A 22,481-nucleotide genomic window follows, 5' to 3' on the forward strand; every position below is an offset into this window, starting at 1 on the left:
AGGGGAATTACTTAGTCTTGGCTCTATTTACTGTAAACGGGCACTTCAAGCACCTGTCCGGGCTCTACCTGGGCGCTCCTTAAATCGTTGATTTGCATAATGCGATTGACGACGTCACGGCTGTCCTGCCCCGGGGCGACCTGCTGGGCGATAGTCCAGAGGGAGTCACCGTGGTAGACCCTAACCATCTGACTTACGGGCGCTTCGGAATAGCTTGTGCTGCTCTTGGCCTGGGTCGGGAAAGCAAAGGTGAAGGCACCCAAGACCATGAGGGCTGCCAGCGTGAGTAGCGGTAGTCCGCGAAAAATTAGCCGCCCCCTCCGGGTAAGGCGGAAACCCCCGCGCTGAGACACACGGGAACTATGTTTGGTTGCCCAAGTAACCTGGTAGCCATTCTGCCCAGCTTCTAGAGACTCCAGTCCCCGCTTGGTAGCGGGCAAGGTGGGACGGTCAGCGTGGGCAACTTGCCGCTGAGCGGCTCCTTTGATTCTCCCAGAGGAGCTGGCGTTCGCCTCCAGGTGCCCGGCACAAGGGCTAAGGGGAGCATATCGAATACGGTAACGAGGTTGTCGAACAGAACCCGCCGAGACAGCTTCGGAGGCAGTTGATCGGGGAACGAAAGTAGCTGCCTGATCAAGGGGCTTCTTCAAAGAAGTACGAGCCATAAACTCGGGCAGTGCGATAGTGCTCATAAGTCTTTCTCCTGATTCATGCTCAGACACCCACATCGAATGTCTGTTCTAAAATTGATTCGTATATATGTTCTATCAGAAAAATCGAACAGAGTCGAGAAAAATTAGAACAAATGTTTGAATAAGCTGCTGGCTTGGCATAGTCTTAGAAGACCACTTCATAAGTACACAAGGGGTGGCTGACACTTTAAGAACCGATAAGAGACGAGACACCGTGAGCGAACGAACCCCGCAGACTCCGGCACCCCTTTCCCTTAAGGGCGCTCGCCCCCTGACAGCGCGCCAAAAGAAAATTCTTGACGCAATATCTACTGCAATTGACGAGTACGGTTATCCGCCCTCTATGCGTGAGATTGGGGATATTGTGGGGTTGGCTTCGCTCTCTTCTGTTACTCATCAGCTCTCCCGGCTTGAAGAGATGGGATACATTCGCAGGGACCCCAAACGGCCACGCGCTATTGAAGTACTCACAGGTGAAGAGCCGCTCGAAGAGCCAAGGCCTGAGACCAGCGTCATTACCCTGCCGGTGCTTCCCACCTTTGCTCAGAATGATGAGAACGTAGCTACCGTCCCCTTGGTTGGACGCATTGCCGCCGGCGCACCAATTGCCGCAGAACAGGCGGTCGAAGACGTCATGACTCTCCCGCGTCAGCTGGTGGGCCAGGGCGACCTCTTCATGCTTCGAGTCAAAGGTGACTCCATGATTGATGCCGCTATCTGCGACGGTGACTGGGTGGTGGTTCGTGCTCAGAACACTGCCCAAAACGGTGAAATTGTGGCGGCCCTCCTCGATGACGAGGCAACGGTTAAGACCTTCCGCCAGCGTGATGGGCACACCTGGCTGCTACCTCAGAACACTCAGTACGAACCCATCCTGGGTGACTCAGCAACCATCATGGGCAAGGTCGTCTCCGTGCTGCGTAGTCTCTAGAGCGAATCTGACAAAGCGAGCATTTTATTAGCTCAAGAGTCTGGGGCCAGAATCACCATGATTCTGGCCCCAGACTGTTTACTCTGCCATCCCTGATTAGGCTTCTTGGCTTTCAAGGGCTTCATGCAAGCGCTGTAAGGCGCCTACCACTACGTCCTGGCGGGTAGTAGTCCAAAAAGGTGGTAGCGATTTGACCAAGAATGACCCGTAACGCTGGGTTGCAAGTCGAGAATCCAGCACAGCAACCACACCGCGATCATGCACAGAGCGAATTAGGCGACCGGCTCCCTGGGCCATACGCACCGCCGCATGAGTAGCTGAAACAGCCATAAAACCGTTGCCGCCGTGACTTGCAACTGCCCTGGTCCGAGCCTGTGATAGCGGGTCGTCGGGGCGTGGGAAAGGGATTCTGTCCATAACGACCAGACGGCAAGAGTCGCCGGGCACATCAACGCCCTGCCACAGGCTCATGGTTCCAAAGAGGCAGGCATGGGTGTCTTCGGTGAATTCCTTGACCAGGGCCCGCAAGGACGACTCCCCCTGCAAGAGCACCGTGAGATCAATTTTTTCTCGAACATACTCAGCGGCAAGTTCAGCACCCCGTTTAGAGGAGAAGAGCCCCAGGGCACCGCCACCAGATGCCGTCACTAACTCCACCAGCCGGTCCAGCTGTTCCACCGAAACACCCCGGCCGGGTTTAGGCAGGTCAGAAGCGATATACAGCACCCCCTGTTTAGGGTAGTCAAAAGGGGAGCCAACATCGATGCCGTCCCAGCGGGGGGAGCCCTGCCCCATGAGGCCCAGCGAACCGGCAGTAGCGTCAAAAGACTCACCCACGGTCAGAGTCGCGGACGTCAGCACCACGGTGCGATTATCGAAAAGGCCTTCGCGCAGATAGCCTGCAACAGAAATCGGGGCGATGTTGAGGGTGGCAGGGTCATCTTCAGCCGCCGCTAGGTAGCCTCTGCCCGGCTCCCAGGAGCCGGTACGCGATACCCAAATGACCTGGAAGTTAGGATCTGCGGTCAGCATCTTTTCGGCAGTTTCGTGTACTTCGGTCAGGCTTGCCCGCACCATCTGACGGCCGGCATCGGCATCTTTATCGCCGCTCTTGGTGTCTGTTATGGCCTGACGGGCAGCATCGCGCACCCTTTCCATGGCGGCGGCAACACGTTCGGGCAGGCCCCTGGTCATGAGCTCGGCGGGAACACCATTGAGGGAGTCATCGAGAGCCAGGGCAGCTTGTTCAAGGGCGCGGTGGTCAGCGTCGGTGTGGCGTTTGAGGCTCCGGGCCACCTTGGTGATGTTGGCCGGGGAAAGTGAACCTGTCACGGCACCTGTGACTCGGTCTGCGAGCTCGTGGGCCTCGTCGATAATGGCAATATCGTGATCCGGCAGGACAGCCGCTCCCTCAAAGGCATTAATAGCTAGCAGGGCGTGGTTAGTAATCACGATGTCGGCATCTGCCGCCCGTGTCCTGGCATTTTCGCTGAAACATTCTTCGACCAGCGGGCATTTCTTGCCCAAGCATTCGGAGGCCTTTACCGATACCTGCCGCCACGCTCGGTCGCTGACCCCGGGTAGGAGTTGGTCACGGTCCCCGGTTTCTGTGGTCTGGGCCCAGGAGCGCAGGCGAACTACTTCTTCCCCCAGTTTTCCGGCTGGCCCTACAGAGCCAGTCTCGGTGTCCATATCGAAGAGCGCCTCCCCGTCATCGTCTGGGTAGCCGCCTTCGAGTTTGTGTAGGCAGAGGTAGTTGTTCCGCCCTTTGAGAATAGCCACATCGGTCTGGTGTTCTGGTTCATCGCCCAGGGCTTCAAGAAGCCGGGGAATATCGCGGCTAACGATCTGCGACTGAAGCGCCAGTGTTGCTGTGGCCACAATAATGGGTTTGTCGGAGTGCTGGGCTGCGCTCAGAGCTGGGACCAGGTAGCCCAGGGACTTACCGGTGCCGGTTCCTGCCTGGACCAGTAGATGCCGGTCACTTTCGAGCGCGCGGGCCACATAGGCGGCCATTTTTCGTTGGCCGGGTCGGATTTGGCCGCCACTACGGGCGATAACGGTGTCCAGAAGTTTGAGAACAGGCTGGGCACCGGGCAGGGTTTCAAGTTCCTGCCCGGTGGGTGCGGTGATGTCTTGGGTCATACTCGGACGGTCTCCACCGCTCCTGCCGCAACTGCTTGGTCAATTTCTGGCTGCAGGATTTCCAGTAGGTCAGCGTCCAGGGCATAGCCTGCCAAATCGGAGGCTACCTGGTCACGCACCAGGGCGTGGACGTAGGTACCGTCAGAGACAAAGGCAGTGCGGAGAATTTCGGCGTCCCACTCGTGTAGGCGGGAGACAACCCCACCTTGGGCGTAGGGAATAAGCAGGTGTAGTTCCAGCGATGGACGCGGGATAGTCTCGGCAATTTTTACTTGGAGCTCCTCAATCCCCTCACCGGTGCGAGCGGAGACCACAACATGGCTGGGTTCGCGCTGGCGCAGGCGCTCGATGACGAAAGGGTCGGCGGTATCGGCCTTGTTGAGCACAATAATCTCGGGAATGTTCTGTGCTCCCACCTCGGTAATCACCTGGCGGACCGATTGAATCTGCCCCTCCGGGTCGGGGTGGGAGACATCGACCACGTGCACAATGACATCTGCGTCGGCGACCTCTTCAAGGGTTGAGCGAAAGGCCTCAACCAGCTGAGTAGGCAGAGAGCGCACAAAACCTACGGTATCGGAGAGGGTGTAACCTACCCCATCGGGAGTCTGGGCCTTACGTACGGTGGGGTCAAGGGTCGCAAAGAGGGCGTTTTCGACCAGGACGCCGGCGTCGGTGAGCCTATTGAGCAAGGAGGACTTTCCCGCGTTGGTGTAACCGGCGATAGCAACGGAGGGCACCCTGTTGCGTTTACGGTTGAGACGCTTGGTTTCGCGGGCAGGTGCCATGGCGGCGATTTCGCGCTTAAGTTTAGCCATACGGGCGCGCAGTCGGCGGCGATCCAGTTCGATTTTGGTTTCACCGGGGCCGCGAGAGCCGATGCCCTCGCCCCCTGCGGCACGGCCACCGGCCTGGCGGGACAGGGAGGCACCCCAACCGCGCAGGCGAGGGAGCATATATTCGAGTTGGGCTAGCTCAACCTGGGCTTTACCCTCCCGAGATTTAGCGTGCTGGGCGAAGATATCGAGAATCAGCGCGGTCCTGTCGATCACTTTGACCTTGACAATATCCTCAATCGCACGGCGTTGGGAAGGCGCTAGCTCTGCATCGACAATGACAGTATCCGCGCCAGTAGCTTCAACAATATCCTTGAGTTCAAGCACCTTACCTGAGCCCAGGTAGGTGCCGGGATCGGGTTTAAGACGGCGCTGTACCAGGCCATCAAGCACTTCGGAGCCAGCGGTTTCTGCCAGCGCGGCCAGCTCACGCAGGGAGTTTTCGGCTTCAGCCAGGGTACCTTCACTCCACACACCGGCCAGGACGACTCGTTCCAGGCGGAGCTGGCGGTATTCGACTTCGGTAACGTCATCGAGTTCGGTGGAGAGGCCCGCGACGCGGCGCAGAGCCCGACGTTCTTCAAGGTCCTGCTGATCACCGTCATAGGATGAGTGTTCGGGCTGGTTGTGGGAGAGCTCTCGGGCTCGCTGCCCCAGGAGGTTACCGGTTGAGCTAGAGGCTCGGCCCAGTACTCGATCTACCGTCAGGCGTAATTGCTCATCGGAGGGTAGCTTCGGTTCCTTGCCGGGGCGTAATGAGTCGGCCATAGTGCCTTTCGTTTAAGAATCAATCGTCCCTACAAGTTTAGCGTGCGGCGTCTAAGGTGAGTAGTAGTGCCGTAGAATGAGGGCTTATGAGCACCAAAACACACTATTTTTCTGAAGAACCCGCAGGTGACTTTGCAACTAAACCCCTCACCGTGGAACTGGCAGCAGATAAAGTCCAGGTGCTCACAGCCCCCGGAATTTTTAGCCCCGGCGGTGTCGATAAGGGCACGCGGATTCTGCTCGATGAAGCCCCCGCGCCCCAAGGAACACGCCTGCTTGATATTGGGTGTGGCTGGGGGCCTATTACCCTGACCCTGGCCATGTTGGCACCTGAGGCGCAGGTCTACGGGGTGGAGGTCAATCCACGCGCTGCCCAGCTCACCCAGATGAACGCTGAGCGGCTGGGGCTAAACAATATTAGGGTGTCCTCCCCCCAAGCCCTGGATGAGTCGCTGACCTTTGACACCATCTGGTCTAACCCTCCTATTCGGGTAGGTAAAGAAGTCCTGCACGAGATAATGCAGACCTGGCTCCCCCGTCTTTCCCCCGGTGGGAACGCCTACCTGGTTGTGCAGAAGAACCTGGGCTCCGATTCACTGCAAAAATGGCTGGTGCAGACTTTCCCCGACCTTGAAACCAGCCGTTATGCCAGCTCTAAGGGCTTCCGTATTATCCGGGTTCACCGCCCATAAAACGGCAGGACTAACAAGTGCAGAAGAACCGGCCCCGCATATCAGGCGGGGCCGGTTCTTTGATAAAGTTCTTGGGGTCTTAGCCCAGGAGGATTTTCCCGGTCATAGCGGCAGGGCCGGCCAGAACAACATGCTCTAGATCATCAGGACCCAACACAAAGGTAACAGCCAGGGTGCCACCGGGTACACGGACCAGCCACTCATCGGGTGCATCTTCCCCACCCCAGAAGCGGGTGGCTGCAGCAGCCGCACAGGCACCGGTGCCACAGGAAAGTGTCTCCCCCACTCCACGTTCGTGCACGCGCATACGGATTGAGCCGATGTTCTCGGTAGCGGGGTCACCGTCTTCAGCAGAAATCTCTTCGGGGACCACAAATTCAACATTGGTGCCCTCGGGCGGGAGCGGTGAAACCTTGGGTGCATCATACAGGTTCAGACCGTCCAGCTTGCCGTCAGTACCTAGCATCACCACGGTGTGAGGGTTGCCCATGCTGATGGAGAGGGCACCGCGCGGTGTCCGTAGCCCCTTGGCTGTCACCTGCGCATCGGTGCCGTTATCACGGGCCATATCACCGTTAATAAAGCTCCAGGGGCCCATATCAATGGCGTAGCCTGTCTCGGTACGCCCCACAGTCTTTACACCCGCACGGGTGGCAATCAGGAGCCGCTCACCGTACTCAAGCTGAACAAGGTTCTCCGCAATCAGGTAGTCCACAAAAGCGCGTACACCGTTACCGCACATCTCGGCGATAGATCCGTCGCCGTTGCGGTAGTCCATAAACCAGGTAGCCTCGGGGTATTCCTCGAGCAGGTGAGCCGCAAAGTCCAGGTTTGCTGTTTTGACAGCGCGAATGAAACCGTCGGCACCAATACCAAAGTGGCGGTCAGCGACCTTGGCAACTAGCTCGGGAGTAAGGTCCAGCTCAGCCTGAGGGTCTGTCACAAAAATAAAGTCGTTACCGGTAGCCTGCCCCTTGGTCAGGGTCTTGCCGGTCAGGTCTCCCCAGGGGGCGATTTCTTGAGTGTGGGTTGCCACAGCTAGTGCCTTTCCATTGGGCTTGGCCGCTCTCGGGCCTCATATCTTCTTTTAGTCTAGTGCCTGCCTGCCCTAAGAGATGTGCCTTAGGGCCAGGTCAAGTTTGCGTGGATCAGACCATTCCAGCCAGTGCACACGGGGGTCTGCCCTAAACCAGGTAATCTGACGGCGGGCAAACTGCCGGGTGGCCGTTACGGTATCTTCAAGAGCCGAATCCACCGAGTATTCCTGCCCCGCGGGCAGCAGGCCCCGTGATGAGTCCAAAGCCTTAAGGAACTCCCGGTAGCCAATAGCCGCTGAGGCAGTTTTACCCTGACGTAAGCCCTGGGCTTCGAGCCGTTGGACTTCTTCGAGCAGGCCTTTCTGCCTCATAGTGAGCACCCGATCGTGCAGACGCCGGTGTAGCTCAGCACGGTCACCGCTCAGCCCAATTTGGAGAGCCGGTTGGTAGTAGGTGCGTCTTGGCATGAAGGACGAGAAGGGGCGGCCCGTCACCTCGTACACTTCCAGTGCCCGCACCAGGCGGCGGTCATCCTTTACCCGGTCAGCTGAGACAGGGTCTACCTCGCGCAGGCGGGCTAACAAGGCCCCAGGGCCCTGCTGAACGAGCTCCGCCTCAAGGCGAGCGCGAACAGCGGGGCAGGTTTCGGGGAACTCCAATACGTCCAGGGCCGCCCGCACGTACAGGCCGGAACCACCCACCAGAATCGGGTACTTGCCCCGGCTTCTAATCTGGTCAAAGAGTTGGCGGGCTTGGCCCTGGAAAACAGCAACGGAGGCTTCTTGGGTCACATCCAAGATATCGAGCAGGTGGTGTGGTACACCCCGCATCTCTTCTGCTGTCAGCTTGGCAGTGCCAATATCCATACCCCGGTAGAACTGCATGGAGTCAGCATTGACGCACTCCCCACCTAGTTCCAGAGCCAGCTCAATGGCCAGGTCACTCTTACCGCTACCGGTCGGGCCTACCACAGCAATCACGGGTAGCTGGCCGAAGTCGCAGTGCCCGCCCTGTTCTGCCGGACCGGGTCCAAGGTTGGTTTTCTGAACGGGCCTGTTCATGAGAGCGCTGATTTTTTAAAGGTGGGGAAACCCAAGGAAACCGGCGAACCGGGGACCTGGGTAGTACCGGTACCGCAGGAATCGGCCTGAGCCCGGTCCCAGGCGTCCCCGGCGCGTGAACGGCGCACCGAATACTGCTCGGGGGCGGGGTCAGAAATCAGGTGAAAGGAACCGGCCTCGGTGATAGGCAGGGTAACCAGGTCACCGGGGCGGGGCAGCTGGCAGCCCTCAGGTACGGAAAAATGAACTAGGCGTTGGTCGCGGGCACGGCCAGAAAGCCGGTTGGTCTGCTCAGCCTTACGGCCAGATTCAGCGGTCACCATCAGCTCAACGGTCTTACCCAGTTGCTTACGGTTCTCCTGGCCCGCGATCCGGTCCTGAAGAGCGGTCAGCCGCTCATAGCGTTCCTGCACCACGGCCTTGGGTACCTGGTCAGGCATAGTGGCAGCAGGAGTACCGGGGCGAATCGAATACTGGAAAGTAAAGGCAGAAGAGAACCGGGCCGCCTCTACCACGCGCAGAGTCTCCTGGAAGTCTTGCTCGGTCTCGCCGGGGAAGCCCACAATAATATCGGTGGTAATCACGGCCTCGGGGATGCGCTCGCGGACCTTGTCCAAAATCCCCAGGAACTTGGTGGACCGATAGGAGCGTTTCATGTCCTTAAGCACCTTATCGGAACCCGATTGAAGGGGCATGTGGAGCACCGGCATGACGTTCGGAGTCTCGGCCATCGCCTCGATGACGTCATCGGTAAACATGGCGGGGTGAGGTGAGGTGAAACGCACACGCTCTAGCCCCTCAATCTCACCGCAGGCACGCAGGAGTTTGGAGAAAGCCTGGCGGTCGCCAAAGCCCACACCGTAGGAGTTCACGTTTTGACCCAGCAGGGTAACTTCAATAGCACCGTCATCGACCAGTGCCTGAACCTCGGCTAGGATCTCGCCGGGGCGGCGATCTTTCTCTTTACCGCGCAGGGAGGGGACGATGCAGAAAGTACAGGTGTTGTTACAGCCCACGGAGATTGAAACCCAGCCGGAGTAGACATGGTCGCGTTTGGTGGGCAGGGTGGAGGGGAAAACCTCAAGTGATTCGAGCAGCTCAGCCTGGGCCTCCTGGTTGTGACGAGCGCGTTCAAGCAGAGTGGGCAGGGAGCCAATGTTGTGGGTGCCAAAGACAACATCAACCCAGGGAGCCTTCTTCAGAATGGTGTCCTGGTCTTTCTGCGCTAGGCAACCGCCCACCGCAATCTGCATCCCCTCGTTTTCGCGTTTGACGGGAGCTAACTGGCCCAGGTTGCCATAGAGCTTGTTATCGGCATTCTCGCGGACAGCGCAGGTGTTAAACACCACCAGGTCGGGGGTGCTTCCCTCAGTGGCAGGAAGGTAGCCGCTGGCTTCGAGCAGACCGCTCATACGTTCGGAATCGTGCACGTTCATTTGGCAACCAAAAGTACGTACCTCGTAGGTACGGGTTTTGGTCTGTGCTTGGGGCTTTTCGGGGTTCACGTCAATACTCACTCCACTAGATTACTCGATAGGTCATAATGGGCACTATGTCAGCTCTGCCTTCCGCCTCATTCTTTTGGTCACTTGCTCAGCGCGCTTCGGCAGGTTATTGCCCGCAAGTGACCGAGCAGGACGTTAGTTCGCCCCGATTTCTGCAGCTTCTGGCTTGGCTCTTGAACCAGGCAAGCAAAGCCTTGGCTGCTTGCCCAACCCATGCCCAGATTCTCTCTGCCGGTATGCGTTCGGTAGTGATTAGGGTGCGGTTTAGCCCCGGTACGGTGGATCTGCCGGGGTTGGGTGAGGTGCCCAGCGTCATCCTCAAATACTTTCGGCGCAAAGACTCAGCTAGCAATTCCGGTGGCTTTGGGTATCTGAGGGAGAAGCATGGGTTGGGTGCACTGGATGCCCTGGTACCGGGCCTCTACACCCGTTTGTTGGCGGCCGACGATGCTAGCCGACTCTTGATTCTTGAAGACATTAAGAGCGATAGTTTTTCTTCCGTCAGCTTGGGTGAGCTTCTGCTGTCCTCCAGAGCGGATACCACGTCCCTGCAGGCACTGGATGCCTGGGCCTTTACGTGGGCTAACATTCTTGGCTCACCGGCGCAGGCTACAGCCCAAGAATCCTTTGCTGAGGCTTTAGCAGAAGCTGATCCACAGGCTACTGCACCGGGGTCGATACCCTCACCCCAGCTTGCCTTTAAGGGGCTAGCTCTCCTAGCTAAAGCCAAGGGGGTAGCCCTAGATTCTGAGGAGTTCGAGCTGTGGCAGAAGCAGGTAGGGAGCATCATATCCCCAGAGCCAGGCGATGCTGTCTTGTCTTCGGGGGATTTTTCTCCGGCCAATTTACTCCTACCGAGCAGGGATTATCTGACGGGTTCAGGGAATAGCCGCGACCTATCAGCTAATCCTGTTTTTCCCTTGGTTCGCGCAGTTCGAGCAATTGATGCAGAGGGTAGTTGCATACACCACTGGGCACTACCGGTGGCAGAAATGATGCTAGGTTTCCCATCATGGCCTAAGGGCCCAGTCAGCACGGCCTTGGCCGGGCACGAGAACTGGCAGCTAGCTACCCAAAAGTTTTATCGGTTAGTTGCCCCCTACCCCCACACCGACGTGTACCAGGCTCCGGCAGTGCGTTCAGCAGTACTGACGATTCAGGCAGTCCTAGCTGAACAGTTGGCATAAGTAGTTTTGACCGATTCCAAGCAGAGGCTGAAACACTGCTAGATATGCTCATCTTCCTATCTTTTGCCCTCTTGGTTGCGGCCCTCCTTCTCTTCGTCCTGGGGCTTATCTCAGGCCAAGCGCTAAGACCTTCTTCCCCTAGCTATTCCCAGTAGTTGAAGCTGCCCTCTGTATTTGCCCCCATCTCCCGCGCATAATTCTCCACTTCTTCCCGAACCACCCCAAAAGCCAGACCTGCCGGGTAACCCTTGCGGCCCAACATGGCCACCAGGCGGCGCATCACCCTATCCCGTTCCGCGCGGTCCGCCAGGTTCATAGAGGGCCGCAATTTCTTACGCACCAGCTCGTGCGCATCAGCCCGCTCATCCTCCTCGGTCCTGTGCTCTAAAGCAGTTTCTGCCTGCTCGCCCTCAATCCCTTTAGCTCTAAGCTCCCTACGGATAGCTGACCGCGACAACTTTTTAACCTTGCTCCGCGAGCGCACAAACATCTCAGCAAACTCGGCATCATTGATGAGGTTAACCGCCTCAAAACGGTTCAGAATATCCTCAATGACCTCTGCCGAAATTTCTTTCTCCGCCAGCTTGCCTTCGAGCATAGCCCGGGACTTAGGTGCCGCCGCTAGCTGGTTGAGCACAATGTTCTTGGCACGGCTAAATTCACTCTCCGGCTCAGCCTGCCCACGACCCCGGCTACCTGGCATAGGTGTGAGGCCCTGGACCAGCAGTTCAGCATCGCTCACCGGTTCATTAAGGCTAGAGCCTTCCCTAAAAAGCGGGATACTCCGTTTCCCGCTTGACCGCTTCTCTTGGACGTCCTCCTGGTGTGCACCGATTGCAGGGGCAAAGGGTGAGCGGGCCGCATAGCGGGCCGGTGGCTTACGGAAGCCCTTTTTCAGTTGGGGATTCCGGCGGTGTCGGTACTTATCTAGCTCTTCTTGCCGGCCCTGCCTATTCACAGCCCTAGCTGTGTTGTCAGCTGAGTCAGCAGTATTCCCGGCGCCACCGGTGTAGGGAGTGCCCTGCCCCTGCATAACAGACAGGTAACTATCGCCGGGGCGGTCTTCACTCAGCCCCTGCGCGGCGGGGTGCCAGGACGGGTATTCCTCGGGGCTCAGAAAATCTGTATCAGTCATTGGTCCTTGGGGCCTTCTTCTGCGGAAGAGAATACAAAGTTCTCTAGCTTAGGGGCAAGCTCTATCTATGCTGAAAGGCCGCTACCGCCGAGTTGGCGGTAGCGGCCTACCCTGGGAAAGTCAGGTTAGAAGTTCTCGGAGATATCGTCCAGAGGATCGACTGAAGTGCTGGGTTCTAGCTCTTCCGTCTCTTCTTCCTCAGCTTCAATGATGCCGAGCTTGACCATGGTCTTATACTTAATTTCTTCGGTCAGCTCGGGGTTATCCTTGAGGAAACGACGAACATTTTCCTTACCCTGGCCTAGCTGGTCACCCTCGTAGGTGAACCAGGCGCCGGACTTCTTGACCACGTTGTGGTCAACAGCCAGGTCAAGGATTCCACCTTCAACCGAGATACCCTCACCGTAGAGAATATCGAATTCGGCTTGCTTAAAGGGCGGAGCCATCTTATTCTTGACGACCTTGGCGCGGGTGCGGTTACCGATGGGGTTAGCGCCGTCCTTAAGAGTCTCAATACGGCGGATATCGATACGCACCGACGCATAGAACTTGAGCGCCTTACCACCGGTGGTGGTTTCGGGTGAACCGAAGAAAACACCGATCTTCTCGCGAAGCTGGTTGATAAAGATAGCGGTGGTGTTGGTAGAGGCCAGACGACCGGTAATCTTACGCAGAGCCTGGGACATCAGGCGAGCCTGCAGACCCACGTGGGAGTCACCCATTTCGCCTTCGATTTCAGCGCGGGGAACCAGGGCGGCTACGGAGTCAACCACAATGATGTCGATGGAGCCGGAGCCCACCAGCATGTCCATAATTTCCAGGGCTTGCTCACCGGTATCAGGCTGGGATACCAACAGGGCATCGGTGTCAACACCCAACTTGGCTGCGTATACCGGGTCCAGAGCATGTTCAGCATCGATGAAGGCGGCAATGCCACCCTGCTTCTGAACGTTGGCAACCGCGTGCAAGGCAACCGTGGTCTTACCGGAAGACTCAGGGCCGTAGATTTCCACGACACGACCGCGAGGCAGTCCACCAATACCCAGGGCGGCGTCCAGGGCAAGCGCCCCGGTAGAAATAGTTTCAACCTTGGTGGCTTCCTTGTCACCCAGGCGCATCACTGAGCCCTTGCCGTAGTTCTTATCGATCTGGGCAAGAACAGCTTCAAGTGCCTTTTCGCGGCCTTCAGCCGGAACCTGACCTACGGACTGCATGCGAGTTTTCGCTGCCATACATCTTCCTCATTTCTTATCGCGGAGCCGGTTTTCCTTCTGGTCTCCACGGTAATACGGGTGGCTGACACTTTAGGGAATAGGCCGCAGATTCTTGTAAACCTGTGGATAATTCTTCTCTGTGCCGCCACACCACTGTTATCTGTACACAATAGTACACAAACTAGAACATATTTTCTATTAAGTACGAATGGTTTTCTATTGGGCTCCCTGCCACACCCAACTCCCCAGCTAGGGGGCAGGCGGTATGTCCGGGCCAAGCCTACGTGCTTCGGGGACGTCCTGTTCCCGGCAAATCGCGAGCCAGACGGTGCGCACATCGGCACCAGCCTCCAGAGCTTGCCCCGCAGTCAGGTCCCCAAAATCACCCGGAACTAAATCCCGCACCAGATGCCTGGCATAGGCTGGGCCAAACTCGTGGTCCATGGCAGCCCAAAATTCACTAAGTTTCATCCTATCCTCTTCCTGCTTGCAGATAGAAGGAGCCGGCTCCCCCTGTGAGGGACCCGGCTCCTTGTCGTACGCTCACTCCGTTTTATCGGGTCAGGAGAGGGCGTTCAACGGCAGGAATGTCTCGGCTTGAAGTAGCCGCGATTCCGTATTCACGCTTGAACTGCTCGGAGAATTCTGCGGGCACAGTATCGGGTACCGAGAAGCCTTCTTCAACAGCCATGCGGTGGGATACTTCGCCCAGCATAGCTGAGAGTGAGATGTTGAGAGCCTGGCAGATAGAGGCAAGAAGCTCAGATGAGGCTTCCTTCTGACCGCGTTCTACCTCACTGAGGTAGCCAAGGGAGACTCGCGCAGAGTGTGAAACTTCGCGGAGGGTTCGCCCCTGTCGCTGGCGGACATCGCGCAGGACTTCGCCAATTGCGTGGCGGAGCAGAATAACTTTACCGGTGTCTTGGGCGGGGACAGTGTTCTCGGTCTGACCCACATCCTTCCAACGGACGACACCGTTCACGGATACGGGTTGCTTAGTCATTTTTATACCAATCTCCTGGTGATCGTGCTCCCGGTAGATCAGGAGCTGTGTACTTCAGCCTAACGTAATTGCTACGTGTTCGTCAGCTCAAGTTGAGAATAAGTCACGTAAGTTCACGTTTTATTCTTATGACATCTATCTAAACCTACAGTTCTGTGTTTTCATTCCCTGTTTGCTGAAAAATTCATCTGAAAATTTCCTGGAAATTTTGAGGAGGTAGTGTGCGAGCATCCTCAGTCCCCCGCTAAAAATTATTCCCGATAGCTTCAGCCAGCAAAAGCAGGGCATGGTGAGCGGCCTGCGCCCGAATCCCAGCCCGCCCCCCGGCGTAGTTCTTCTCGACGACACAGCTACCTGTGGGACCGTATACCGCCAGGTAGACCCGGCCAACAGGCTTACCGTCACATGGCTCCGGGCCAGCAGCGCCCGTTGTGGCAACACCGTAGTCGGCACCGCAAACCCGGGCCGTCCCAGCGGCCATAGCTAGGGCAACATCGGGATCCACCGCACCGCGCTCAGCCAGAAGACCAACCGGAACCCCCAGCACCTGAGCCTTAACCTCGGTAGCGTATGAGATAACGCCACCCCGGTAGACGGCAGAAGCACCGGGCACCGAACAGATGAACTGGCCAACCATGCCACCGGTCAAAGACTCAGCGGTTGCCAGCAGGCACCCCGACTCTGTTGCCGATGCAACGAGCTGGGCGGCGGCTTCCTCCAGGTGGAACTGAGCGTCAGGAGCTTGCATAACAGGGACCTACTTGCTCTGCTGGGCGTAATAGTCGCGGCGCAACCGCATAGCCTTCAGCACATAATCAATACCGGTAACTACAGTCACTAACACAACAGCGGCCATGAGCAGCCAGCCCGGCCAGAGTGCCCAGCTACCCAAAAGACCCAGAGGCAGGATCATCAGCACCAGGGCAAGGGTCTGCAAAACGGTTTTGAGCTTACCTCCCTTAGAGGCGGCCATCACACCGTACCTGATAATGAACAGGCGCATCACGGTAATGCCCCACTCGCGCACCAGAATGACCAGGGTGACCCACCACCACAGCTCCCCCAGCATAGAAAGAACAACAAAGGCGGCACCGGTCAGAAGCTTATCGGCAATCGGGTCGGCAATCTTTCCGAAGCTGGTAATCAGCCCCCGCGAGCGGGCCAGGTGACCGTCAAGCCAGTCGGTAATCATAGCCAGGATAAAGATGACGACGGCCCACCAGCGCAGGCCCATATCGCTAGCACCGTAGACCCCACCGCCCAGCAGGGCCCAGACGAAGAGGGGAACCATAACAATACGCAGGGCCGTCAGGGCATTGGGTATGTTCCAGTTTGATACGGTACCGGGGTTATGCTCAGACATCGGTTCTCCTTAGAGTAGAGCGGGGGCCGGGGATCAAGGGGCTATCTGCCGGTCAGGTTCCAGGCGTCTTCGCTATCGGGTTCGTCCATGGTGTCGTAGTAGTCCACAGCTTCTGGGACTCCGTCGTTCATGTGAGCAACTGGGTCATGGCCGTAGGTATCATCAGTGGCCTCCACCGGGGGCTCTTGACCACGAATCTTTGCTAGGACGGTGGGCAGGTCATCGGGCTGAACCAGAACGTCACGGGCCTTGGACCCCTCGGAGGGGCCAACGACCTCGCGGGATTCGAGCAGGTCCATGAGGCGGCCAGCCTTAGCAAACCCCACACGGAGCTTACGCTGCAGCATGGAGGTTGAACCGAACTGGGTGTTCACCACTAGTTCAGCGGCCCGCAAGAGATCATCGAGGTCATCTCCAATGTCATCATCAATCTTCTTGGAGGGGGCAACAGCGATGACGTCCTCGCGGTAGATGGCGGGAGCCTGCTTCTTAACGTGCTCCACGACCTCGTGAATCTCGGACTCGCTCACCCAGGCACCCTGAACACGCATGGGTTTGGAAGCACCCATGGGCAGGAAGAGGGCATCACCCTGGCCAATCAGTTTCTCGGCACCGGGCTGATCAAGGACCACGCGGGAGTCAGTCACCGATGAGGTCGCAAAAGCCATACGCGAAGGCACGTTAGCCTTAATCAGGCCGGTCACAACATCCACCGATGGGCGCTGGGTTGCCAGTACCAGGTGGATACCGGCGGCACGAGCTAGCTGGGTGATACGCACAATAGATTCTTCAACATCGCGCGGAGCCACCAGCATGAGGTCAGCAAGCTCGTCCACAATGACCAGCAGGTAGGGGTAAGCCTTAATCTGGCGCTTAGAACCGGGATCTGGCTGAATCTTGCCGGCCTTGACCGCCTTGTTGAAATCATCAATGTGCTTGTAGCCGTAGTGGGCCAGGTCATCGTAGCGGGCGTCCATCTCACGCACAACCCACTGAAGGGCCTCGGCGGCCTTCTTGGGGTTGGTGATGATGGGCGTAATCAGGTGGGGCACGCCCTCGTAGGCGGTAAGTTCTACGCGCTTGGGGTCCACCATAATCAGGCGAACCTGATCGGGGGTGGAGCGCATCAGGATGGAGGTAATCATGGAGTTCACGAAGGAGGACTTACCGGCACCGGTCGCACCAGCCACCAGCATGTGCGGCATCTTAGCCAGGTTGGCAATGACGAAGCCACCTTCAACGTCCTTACCAACGCCCATGACCATGGGGTGCTCGGTTGCGTGAGCCTTAGCCGAACGCAGGACATCACCCAGCACCACGATTTCGCGGTCGGTATTGGGAATCTCAATACCGATGGCGCTCTTGCCGGGAATGGGCGACAGGATACGCACATCGTCCGAAGCTACCGCGTAGGCAATGTTCTTGGACAGAGCGGTAACGCGTTCCACCTTGGTACCAGAGCCCAGCTCAATCTCGTAGCGGGTGACCGTGGGTCCACGGGAGAAGCCGGTGACTTCGGCATCGACCTTGAACTGATCCAGCACGTTGGTCAGGGCCTCAACGACCTGCTCATTGGCTTCGGACTTTTCCTTAGCGGGGGGGCCTGCTTCGAGCATGCTCTCGGTAGGCAGGGCGTAGGTACCGGTTGAGGACTCCACAACCAGTTCCCCACGGGGCTGTTCGGTTGTCTCTGCAACGGTGTGGTTCTGAATTTTAGCGGCGAGCCGTTCAAGGCGGGGCGCTGGGGTGTCCGCAGGCTTAGCAGGTGCTGAACCCTTGGCTGCGGCTCCAGTCAGGGCGGCACCGAGGGCAGAGCCGGTTGCAGAACCCGCAGCGGTAGGCCTAGCAGAAGGTCGAGGCACAGAAGGCGCACGAGGCGCTACGGGCTTCTGAGGGGTCGGGGCTTCCAGGGCAGCCGGTGCCTCATCGACAGGTTCTTCCCAGGCTTCAAGAGTCTTGGGAAGTTCTGCTTCTACCTCAGGTTCAGGCAAACGGCCGTATTCAGCGGCCGCCCGCTGAGCCTGGTCCAGCCGCTGGGCAGGTGCATCGGAGGCACGATAACCGTCATCGGCCCAGGCGCCCTGGTCAAAGAGCTGGCCCTGCTTTTTAGCGGCCTTAGCAGCTGCCCGCTTTTCTTTCCGAGTCTGCTTGCGGGGTGCCTCAACATCAAAGGCTTCTTGTGGGTGAGCGCTGCCAGGGCGACCACCGGTAGCGGTGACACGCCCTACGGGAGCGGTATCGGTTTCAGGCTCAGAAAGAAGGGCGCTCTGGTAGGCCTCATCGCCCTCGTAACGGTCAAGCCTGGGGTCGGTATCGGGCCGCGCCCCAAAACCTAGCCAGCCCAGCAGCCCACCACGGCGTGCAGGACTAGGAGTATCAGCAACCTCTTCGTACAGGTAGGAGCGGTCATGCTCCTCATCAAGCACCCGCGTCTCGACTTCATCCTGAGCACGAGCGCGAGATGGACGGCCTGCATCGCGGATAGAGCCGTTGGGTTTCTCCCCCAGGAGCACACTGAAAATGAAAACAAGCTTCGGCCAAACCTGACGCAGGGGCGTATCAGTAGCAACCAGTACACCGGCGCAGAAGACCAGTGCAATGACCAGCCACTCCAGCACAGAAATGCCACCTACAATACGGCTAGCGGGCGTACCGATGAGAACACCAATGGTTCCACCGCCACCCCAGAAGTCATCAAAGTTATTGGAAAAAGTGGGGTAACCAGCTACCTTGGCTCCCATCATTGAAGCCGAAACCGTCATGATAGTAAACCCGATAGCAATCCGGTTATTTTCCCTAACCTCCAGGGGATGACGGAAAATACGGATAGCAAAAATGAGGCAGAGAATGGGTATGAGCAGTGAGCCTTGACCAAAGAGCCCGCCCACAATGATGTGCCACAGGTGCAGAGGCCACTCGTACCAGGAGAGGGAAGCTGCGGTATCAACACGCCAGCCCCACCATTCCACACCGGCAGTCAGCAGACCGATAGCCAGGATAAAGAGGGCTCCCCCATCGCGGCGTTCGTGAAGTTCGATATCGGTGCGCAGGGCACCCATACGGCGGATAGCACCACCGATGATGAAGGCAAGAGCTTGCCAGGCACCCACAATAGCTCGAATGAAGATATTGCTTTCCTGAGCCGGTGCGGGGGCACCCTTTTTCCCTCGGCCTTTGGCTGAGGTTGAACGCCGTGAGGACGCCCTTGAGCCACTCCCGGTGGAGCGGGGAGCTGATTTACTCGATGCAGACTTTCGCGGAGCCATTCTTCTCAATACAAGTCGGTGACGGTGTGCAGTTCAGACGGTCGCTGGCACCGGGTGGTGGGCGACCGTAGTTCTTAACAGACTACAGCCACCGGCTCCCCCGTGCAGGGGTAAAGCCGGTGGCAGAGTCATCGTGAGGGTAGCTTCTCAGCATTGGGCTGAGCCACTCCCCCGCCCTGCCTGCCCTGGGTATAACCGAGGCGGGCAGATGCTTTAGCTGTTATCGGCCTCAGCGGTGTGGGTTTCGATGACCACAGGAACAATCATGGGCTTACGGCGCAGGCGGCGCGCAACCCAGGCCCCCACTGTGCGGCGGACAATCTGCTGCAGCTGGTGGGCGGTGTGAACCCGTTCGGGTGCCCGGTGCAGTGCATCTTCCAGGGCCGCAGTAATTTTGGGGGTGATGTCGTCAAAGACCGAGTCGTCTTCTGCGATACCGCGGGCGTGAATATCGGGGCCGGTCACAACACGCTTGGTGGCACGGTCAATCACGGTCACAATCGACACGAAGCCTTCTTCTCCCAGGACGCGGCGGTCTTTGAGGTCGTCTTCGGTCACATGGCCTACTGACTTACCATCAACGTAGACGTATTCACAGGGGACCTGTCCGACGATTTCGGCCATGCCGTCCTTGAGGTCAACAACGGTACCCGAATCACAGATGAGAACGCGGTCGGTCTTGATGCCGGTTTCCACGGCCAGGTTACCGCTGGCAAGCAGGTGGCGAACTTCACCGTGAACGGGCATGACGTTCTTGGGCTTCAGAATGTTGTAGCAGTAGAGCAGTTCGCCCGCTGCGGCGTGACCCGATACGTGGACCTTAGCATTGCCCTTGTGGACCACGTTGGCTCCCAGCTTCATCAGGCCGTTAATCACGCGGTAAACAGAGGTTTCGTTGCCGGGAATCAGTGAGGATGCCAAGATGATGGTGTCACCCTGCTCAACCTGAACCTTGTGGTCTCCGTTTGCCATACGGGACAGGGCTGCCATGGGTTCGCCCTGGGAACCGGTGCACATCATAACAATCTGGTCGGGGCGGTAGTCATCAACCTTTTTAAGGTCAACGAGCAGACCATCTGGCACCTTGAGGTAGCCCAGCTTCTCGGCGATGGTCATATTGCGGACCATGGAGCGGCCCACTAGTACCACCTTGCGGCCGCGTTCTGCCGCGGCATCCAGCACCTGCTGTACACGGTGGACATGCGAGGAGAAGGAGGCAACGATAACGCGCTTCTTGGCATCGCGCATGACGTTAGAGATAACGGGCCCGATGTTCTTCTCGGTGGGGGTGAAGCCGGGGACCTCAGCGTTAGTGGAGTCCGGTAGGAAGAGGTCAATGCCTTCTTCGCCCAGGCGGGCAAAGTGGCGCAGGTCGGTCAGGCGTCCGTCGAGGGGTAGCTGATCCATCTTGAAGTCACCGGTGTGCAGGGCCTTACCTGCCTGGGTACGGATAAAGACAGCCAGGGCGTCGGGAATGGAATGGTTAACCGCCACAAATTCACACTCGAAGGGGCCAAAGCGCTCAACCTGGCCTTCAAGGACTTCCATGGTGTAGGGCTTGATGCGGTGTTCCTGTAGCTTAGCTTCAACCAGTGCCAGGGTCAGCTGTGAGCCAACCAAGGGAATATCTGGGCGGCGACGCAGGAGATAGGGAACAGCGCCGATGTGGTCTTCGTGGCCGTGGGTCAGCACGAGTGCTACAACATCGTCCAGTCGGTCTTTGATGTAGTTCAGGTCAGGAAGAATCAGGTCAACGCCGGGCTGAGACTCTTCGGGGAAGAGCACGCCACAGTCAACGATGAGCAGTTTGCCGTTGATCTCGTAGACGGTCATGTTGCGGCCAACTTCGCCCAGGCCACCCAGGGGGACAACGCGGAGGGTGTCTTTCCTGAGTTTGGGGGGAAGGTGCGGACTGGTTACTGTTTGCATGTGTTCTCTTATCTGTCGATTTATTTTTTCTCAATACGGGCAAAGCGGGCCACCTCAAAATCGCATGATTTTGGGTGAACCCGCCGGACCCCGCAATAGGTCTTTACTTAAGGAGGGAGGAAGCGATAACGGAACCTTCAAGGTCTGCTCGCATGAGCGCCGCTTCGGCTTCAGTGGCTACCGCATGGGGTAGGCGCACGGTCTTGGTTTCAAGCAGGCCCTGCCACTGCAGAATCTGTTTGGCGGCAACGCACCCGGGTACGCGACTCATGGCCGCACGCACGATGGGGGCAAGGTCAAGGTGGATCTGCTGGGCGGTTGCTAGATCCCCGGCAAGGGCGGAGTCAATGAGCTTGCGGAAGAGTTCGGGGGCTAGGTGGCTGGTGACACCAACCAGGCCCACAGCGCCCATAGCAATCCAGGGCAGGGTCAGCCCGTCATCACCTGAGTAGTATTGCAGGTCAGTGGTTTCCATGACCTCGGTAGCAGCGGTGAAATCAGCCTTGGCATCCTTGACCGCAACGATATTCTCGTGGCTGGCCAGGGCACGGTAAACCTCGGGGCTAATTGCGATACCCGCTCGACCGGGAATGTCGTAGAGCATGACGGGGGTTTTAACCGCGTCCGCCAGGGTGCGGAAGTGGGCTTCAAGGCCGGTCTGAGTGGGCTTGTTGTAGTAGGGGGTAACAACCAGTAGGCCATCTACGCCTACGGCCTCAGCGCGGGAGGCTAGGTGCAGGGTGTGGGCGGTGTCGTTAGAACCAACACCAGCAACAATCTTGGCGCGGTCCCCCACGGCCTCTTTGACGATGCGGAAAACGCGTTCGTTTTCCTCATCGGTCATGGTGGAATATTCGCCGGTTGTGCCGCACACAATCAGGCCGTCGTGGCCACGGTCAACCAGGTTTTGAGCAAGCCCAGCGGTAGCGGCTTCGTCAATTTCGCCGTTTGCGGTAAAGGGGGTGACCATAGCGGTCAGGAGTCGCCCAAAGACGGGCTCGGTGGCTTTTACTGTGTGCGGTGAAGTCTCAGACATACTAATAAGGTTACCTTATTCTGGGGTTACGGGAGGGTGAGTTTACTTATTGCTGAAGTAGCCAAGCAAACTTTTAGACAGAGATACTGGCTACTGACCCGCCACGGTAGAGGCTAATAGCGGCTCGCATAGCCTTACGGGCTCGTTTACGGTCACCGGCAGCATCGTAAGCCAGCGATAGATTGAACCAGTGTGACCAGTCCTGCGGGTAATTCTCAACGGCCTGAGCGTAATCAGCGAACTGGGCATCGGCGGCGGCGCGTTCTATGCGACCTGAGTCGGTTCGCGGCAGGTTATCTTCCGGGAGCTTTCCCTCAGCAGCCATAAGCGAGGCAAGTTGCTGGGTGCGGGCCCCAAAGACAATTTCACGAACCATAGCCCAAGCCCCCAAGACAGGCAGAACGATCAGGGCTAGCCCTAAGGCCATACCCACCGGCCCCGTGCCCTGCATAAGGAGCACCCCGCGCTGGGCGGTCAGGGCAAGGTAGAGGCTCAGAGCCACTGTCACCAGTGAGGCAAAGATTCTTCCCCGGCCACCGGCGTCCACCGCAATAAAAACCGCGCAGAAAACACCGACAGCTAACAAGAAGAGTCGAGTTCCCAACGGCAGGGGCAGAACCATAAGGGTCAGAACTGCTAGGACGATGGCTCCGGCCGTAAATAAGCGCAGTGAACCCATCG

At 58.0% G+C, this 22,481-nt stretch carries 18 protein-coding genes and 1 pseudogene; 3 read left to right on the plus strand and 16 right to left on the minus strand.

Annotation, left to right across the window (positions count from 1 at the left end; all coding sequences use genetic code 11):
• Positions 1-23 precede the first annotated feature (23 nt).
• A complete protein-coding gene (locus ACN08Y_RS06995) occupies positions 24-692 on the minus strand; it encodes a LysM peptidoglycan-binding domain-containing protein (RefSeq protein WP_419112217.1) in 669 nt (222 codons plus the stop codon).
• A gap of 271 nt (positions 693-963) precedes the next feature.
• Here ACN08Y_RS06995 and lexA point away from each other — a divergent pair.
• Positions 964-1,623, plus strand: a pseudogene (lexA, locus tag ACN08Y_RS07000) (transcriptional repressor LexA); the annotation flags it as partial.
• A 96-nt stretch (positions 1,624-1,719) separates the two neighbouring features.
• Here lexA and ACN08Y_RS07005 read toward each other — a convergent pair.
• Positions 1,720-3,768, minus strand: a complete 2,049-nt coding sequence (locus ACN08Y_RS07005) for an ATP-dependent DNA helicase (RefSeq protein ID WP_419112218.1) — start codon at positions 3,766-3,768, stop codon at positions 1,720-1,722.
• On the minus strand, positions 3,765-5,372 hold the full coding sequence (hflX, locus tag ACN08Y_RS07010) for a GTPase HflX (protein ID WP_419111391.1): 1,608 nt from the start codon (positions 5,370-5,372) through the stop codon (positions 3,765-3,767). The genes ACN08Y_RS07005 and hflX overlap by 4 nt, the downstream gene beginning before the upstream one ends.
• A gap of 86 nt (positions 5,373-5,458) precedes the next feature.
• Between hflX and ACN08Y_RS07015 the strand changes: the two genes are divergently transcribed.
• Positions 5,459-6,064 carry a class I SAM-dependent methyltransferase gene (locus ACN08Y_RS07015; RefSeq protein ID WP_419112219.1) on the plus strand — a complete coding sequence of 202 codons (606 nt, stop codon included), beginning with the start codon at positions 5,459-5,461 and terminating at the stop codon, positions 6,062-6,064.
• Positions 6,065-6,143: 79 nt separating this feature from the next.
• On the opposite strand, the gene dapF is transcribed toward ACN08Y_RS07015, so the two are convergent.
• From dapF to miaB, 3 genes are all read right to left on the minus strand, one after another.
• A complete protein-coding gene (dapF, locus tag ACN08Y_RS07020; protein ID WP_419105144.1) occupies positions 6,144-7,100 on the minus strand; it encodes a diaminopimelate epimerase in 957 nt (318 codons plus the stop codon).
• A 72-nt stretch (positions 7,101-7,172) separates the two neighbouring features.
• Positions 7,173-8,162, minus strand: coding sequence for a tRNA (adenosine(37)-N6)-dimethylallyltransferase MiaA (miaA, locus tag ACN08Y_RS07025; RefSeq protein ID WP_419105145.1), 990 nt, complete (start codon positions 8,160-8,162; stop codon positions 7,173-7,175).
• Positions 8,159-9,679 (minus strand): tRNA (N6-isopentenyl adenosine(37)-C2)-methylthiotransferase MiaB, encoded by a 1,521-nt coding sequence (miaB, locus tag ACN08Y_RS07030; protein ID WP_419100170.1) that lies wholly within the window; start codon positions 9,677-9,679, stop codon positions 8,159-8,161. The genes miaA and miaB overlap by 4 nt, the downstream gene beginning before the upstream one ends.
• 35 nt (positions 9,680-9,714) lie before the next feature.
• On the opposite strand from miaB, the gene ACN08Y_RS07035 reads away from it, so the two are divergent.
• Positions 9,715-10,854, plus strand: coding sequence for a hypothetical protein (locus ACN08Y_RS07035; protein ID WP_419112220.1), 1,140 nt, complete (start codon positions 9,715-9,717; stop codon positions 10,852-10,854).
• Between the two features lie 142 nt (positions 10,855-10,996).
• Here the strand turns inward: ACN08Y_RS07035 and ACN08Y_RS07040 are convergent, their stop codons facing one another.
• From ACN08Y_RS07040 to ACN08Y_RS07085, 10 genes are all read right to left on the minus strand, one after another.
• Positions 10,997-11,989 carry a regulatory protein RecX gene (locus ACN08Y_RS07040; RefSeq protein ID WP_419112221.1) on the minus strand — a complete coding sequence of 331 codons (993 nt, stop codon included), beginning with the start codon at positions 11,987-11,989 and terminating at the stop codon, positions 10,997-10,999.
• A 125-nt stretch (positions 11,990-12,114) separates the two neighbouring features.
• The gene (recA, locus tag ACN08Y_RS07045; RefSeq protein WP_419100173.1) at positions 12,115-13,221 is read right to left on the minus strand and encodes a recombinase RecA; all 1,107 of its coding nucleotides are present in this window, start codon (positions 13,219-13,221) and stop codon (positions 12,115-12,117) included.
• A 231-nt stretch (positions 13,222-13,452) separates the two neighbouring features.
• Positions 13,453-13,674 (minus strand): DUF3046 domain-containing protein, encoded by a 222-nt coding sequence (locus tag ACN08Y_RS07050; protein WP_419100174.1) that lies wholly within the window; start codon positions 13,672-13,674, stop codon positions 13,453-13,455.
• 82 nt (positions 13,675-13,756) lie between these two features.
• Positions 13,757-14,206 (minus strand): helix-turn-helix domain-containing protein, encoded by a 450-nt coding sequence (locus ACN08Y_RS07055; protein ID WP_419100175.1) that lies wholly within the window; start codon positions 14,204-14,206, stop codon positions 13,757-13,759.
• A gap of 244 nt (positions 14,207-14,450) precedes the next feature.
• The gene (locus ACN08Y_RS07060; RefSeq protein ID WP_419112223.1) at positions 14,451-14,954 is read right to left on the minus strand and encodes a CinA family protein; all 504 of its coding nucleotides are present in this window, start codon (positions 14,952-14,954) and stop codon (positions 14,451-14,453) included.
• 9 nt (positions 14,955-14,963) lie between these two features.
• Positions 14,964-15,569, minus strand: a complete 606-nt coding sequence (gene pgsA, locus ACN08Y_RS07065) for a CDP-diacylglycerol--glycerol-3-phosphate 3-phosphatidyltransferase (RefSeq protein ID WP_419112224.1) — start codon at positions 15,567-15,569, stop codon at positions 14,964-14,966.
• 41 nt (positions 15,570-15,610) lie between these two features.
• On the minus strand, positions 15,611-18,835 hold the full coding sequence (locus ACN08Y_RS07070; protein WP_419112225.1) for a DNA translocase FtsK 4TM domain-containing protein: 3,225 nt from the start codon (positions 18,833-18,835) through the stop codon (positions 15,611-15,613).
• Between the two features lie 213 nt (positions 18,836-19,048).
• Positions 19,049-20,764, minus strand: a complete 1,716-nt coding sequence (locus ACN08Y_RS07075; protein ID WP_419100178.1) for a ribonuclease J — start codon at positions 20,762-20,764, stop codon at positions 19,049-19,051.
• Between the two features lie 103 nt (positions 20,765-20,867).
• On the minus strand, positions 20,868-21,800 hold the full coding sequence (gene dapA, locus ACN08Y_RS07080) for a 4-hydroxy-tetrahydrodipicolinate synthase (RefSeq protein WP_419100179.1): 933 nt from the start codon (positions 21,798-21,800) through the stop codon (positions 20,868-20,870).
• 73 nt (positions 21,801-21,873) lie between these two features.
• Positions 21,874-22,479, minus strand: coding sequence for a tetratricopeptide repeat protein (locus ACN08Y_RS07085; RefSeq protein WP_419112227.1), 606 nt, complete (start codon positions 22,477-22,479; stop codon positions 21,874-21,876).
• Between the last annotated feature and the right edge of the window lie 2 nt (positions 22,480-22,481).

Source organism: Rothia sp. P5764, assembly GCF_048512965.1.
Taxonomy (GTDB): domain Bacteria; phylum Actinomycetota; class Actinomycetes; order Actinomycetales; family Micrococcaceae; genus Rothia.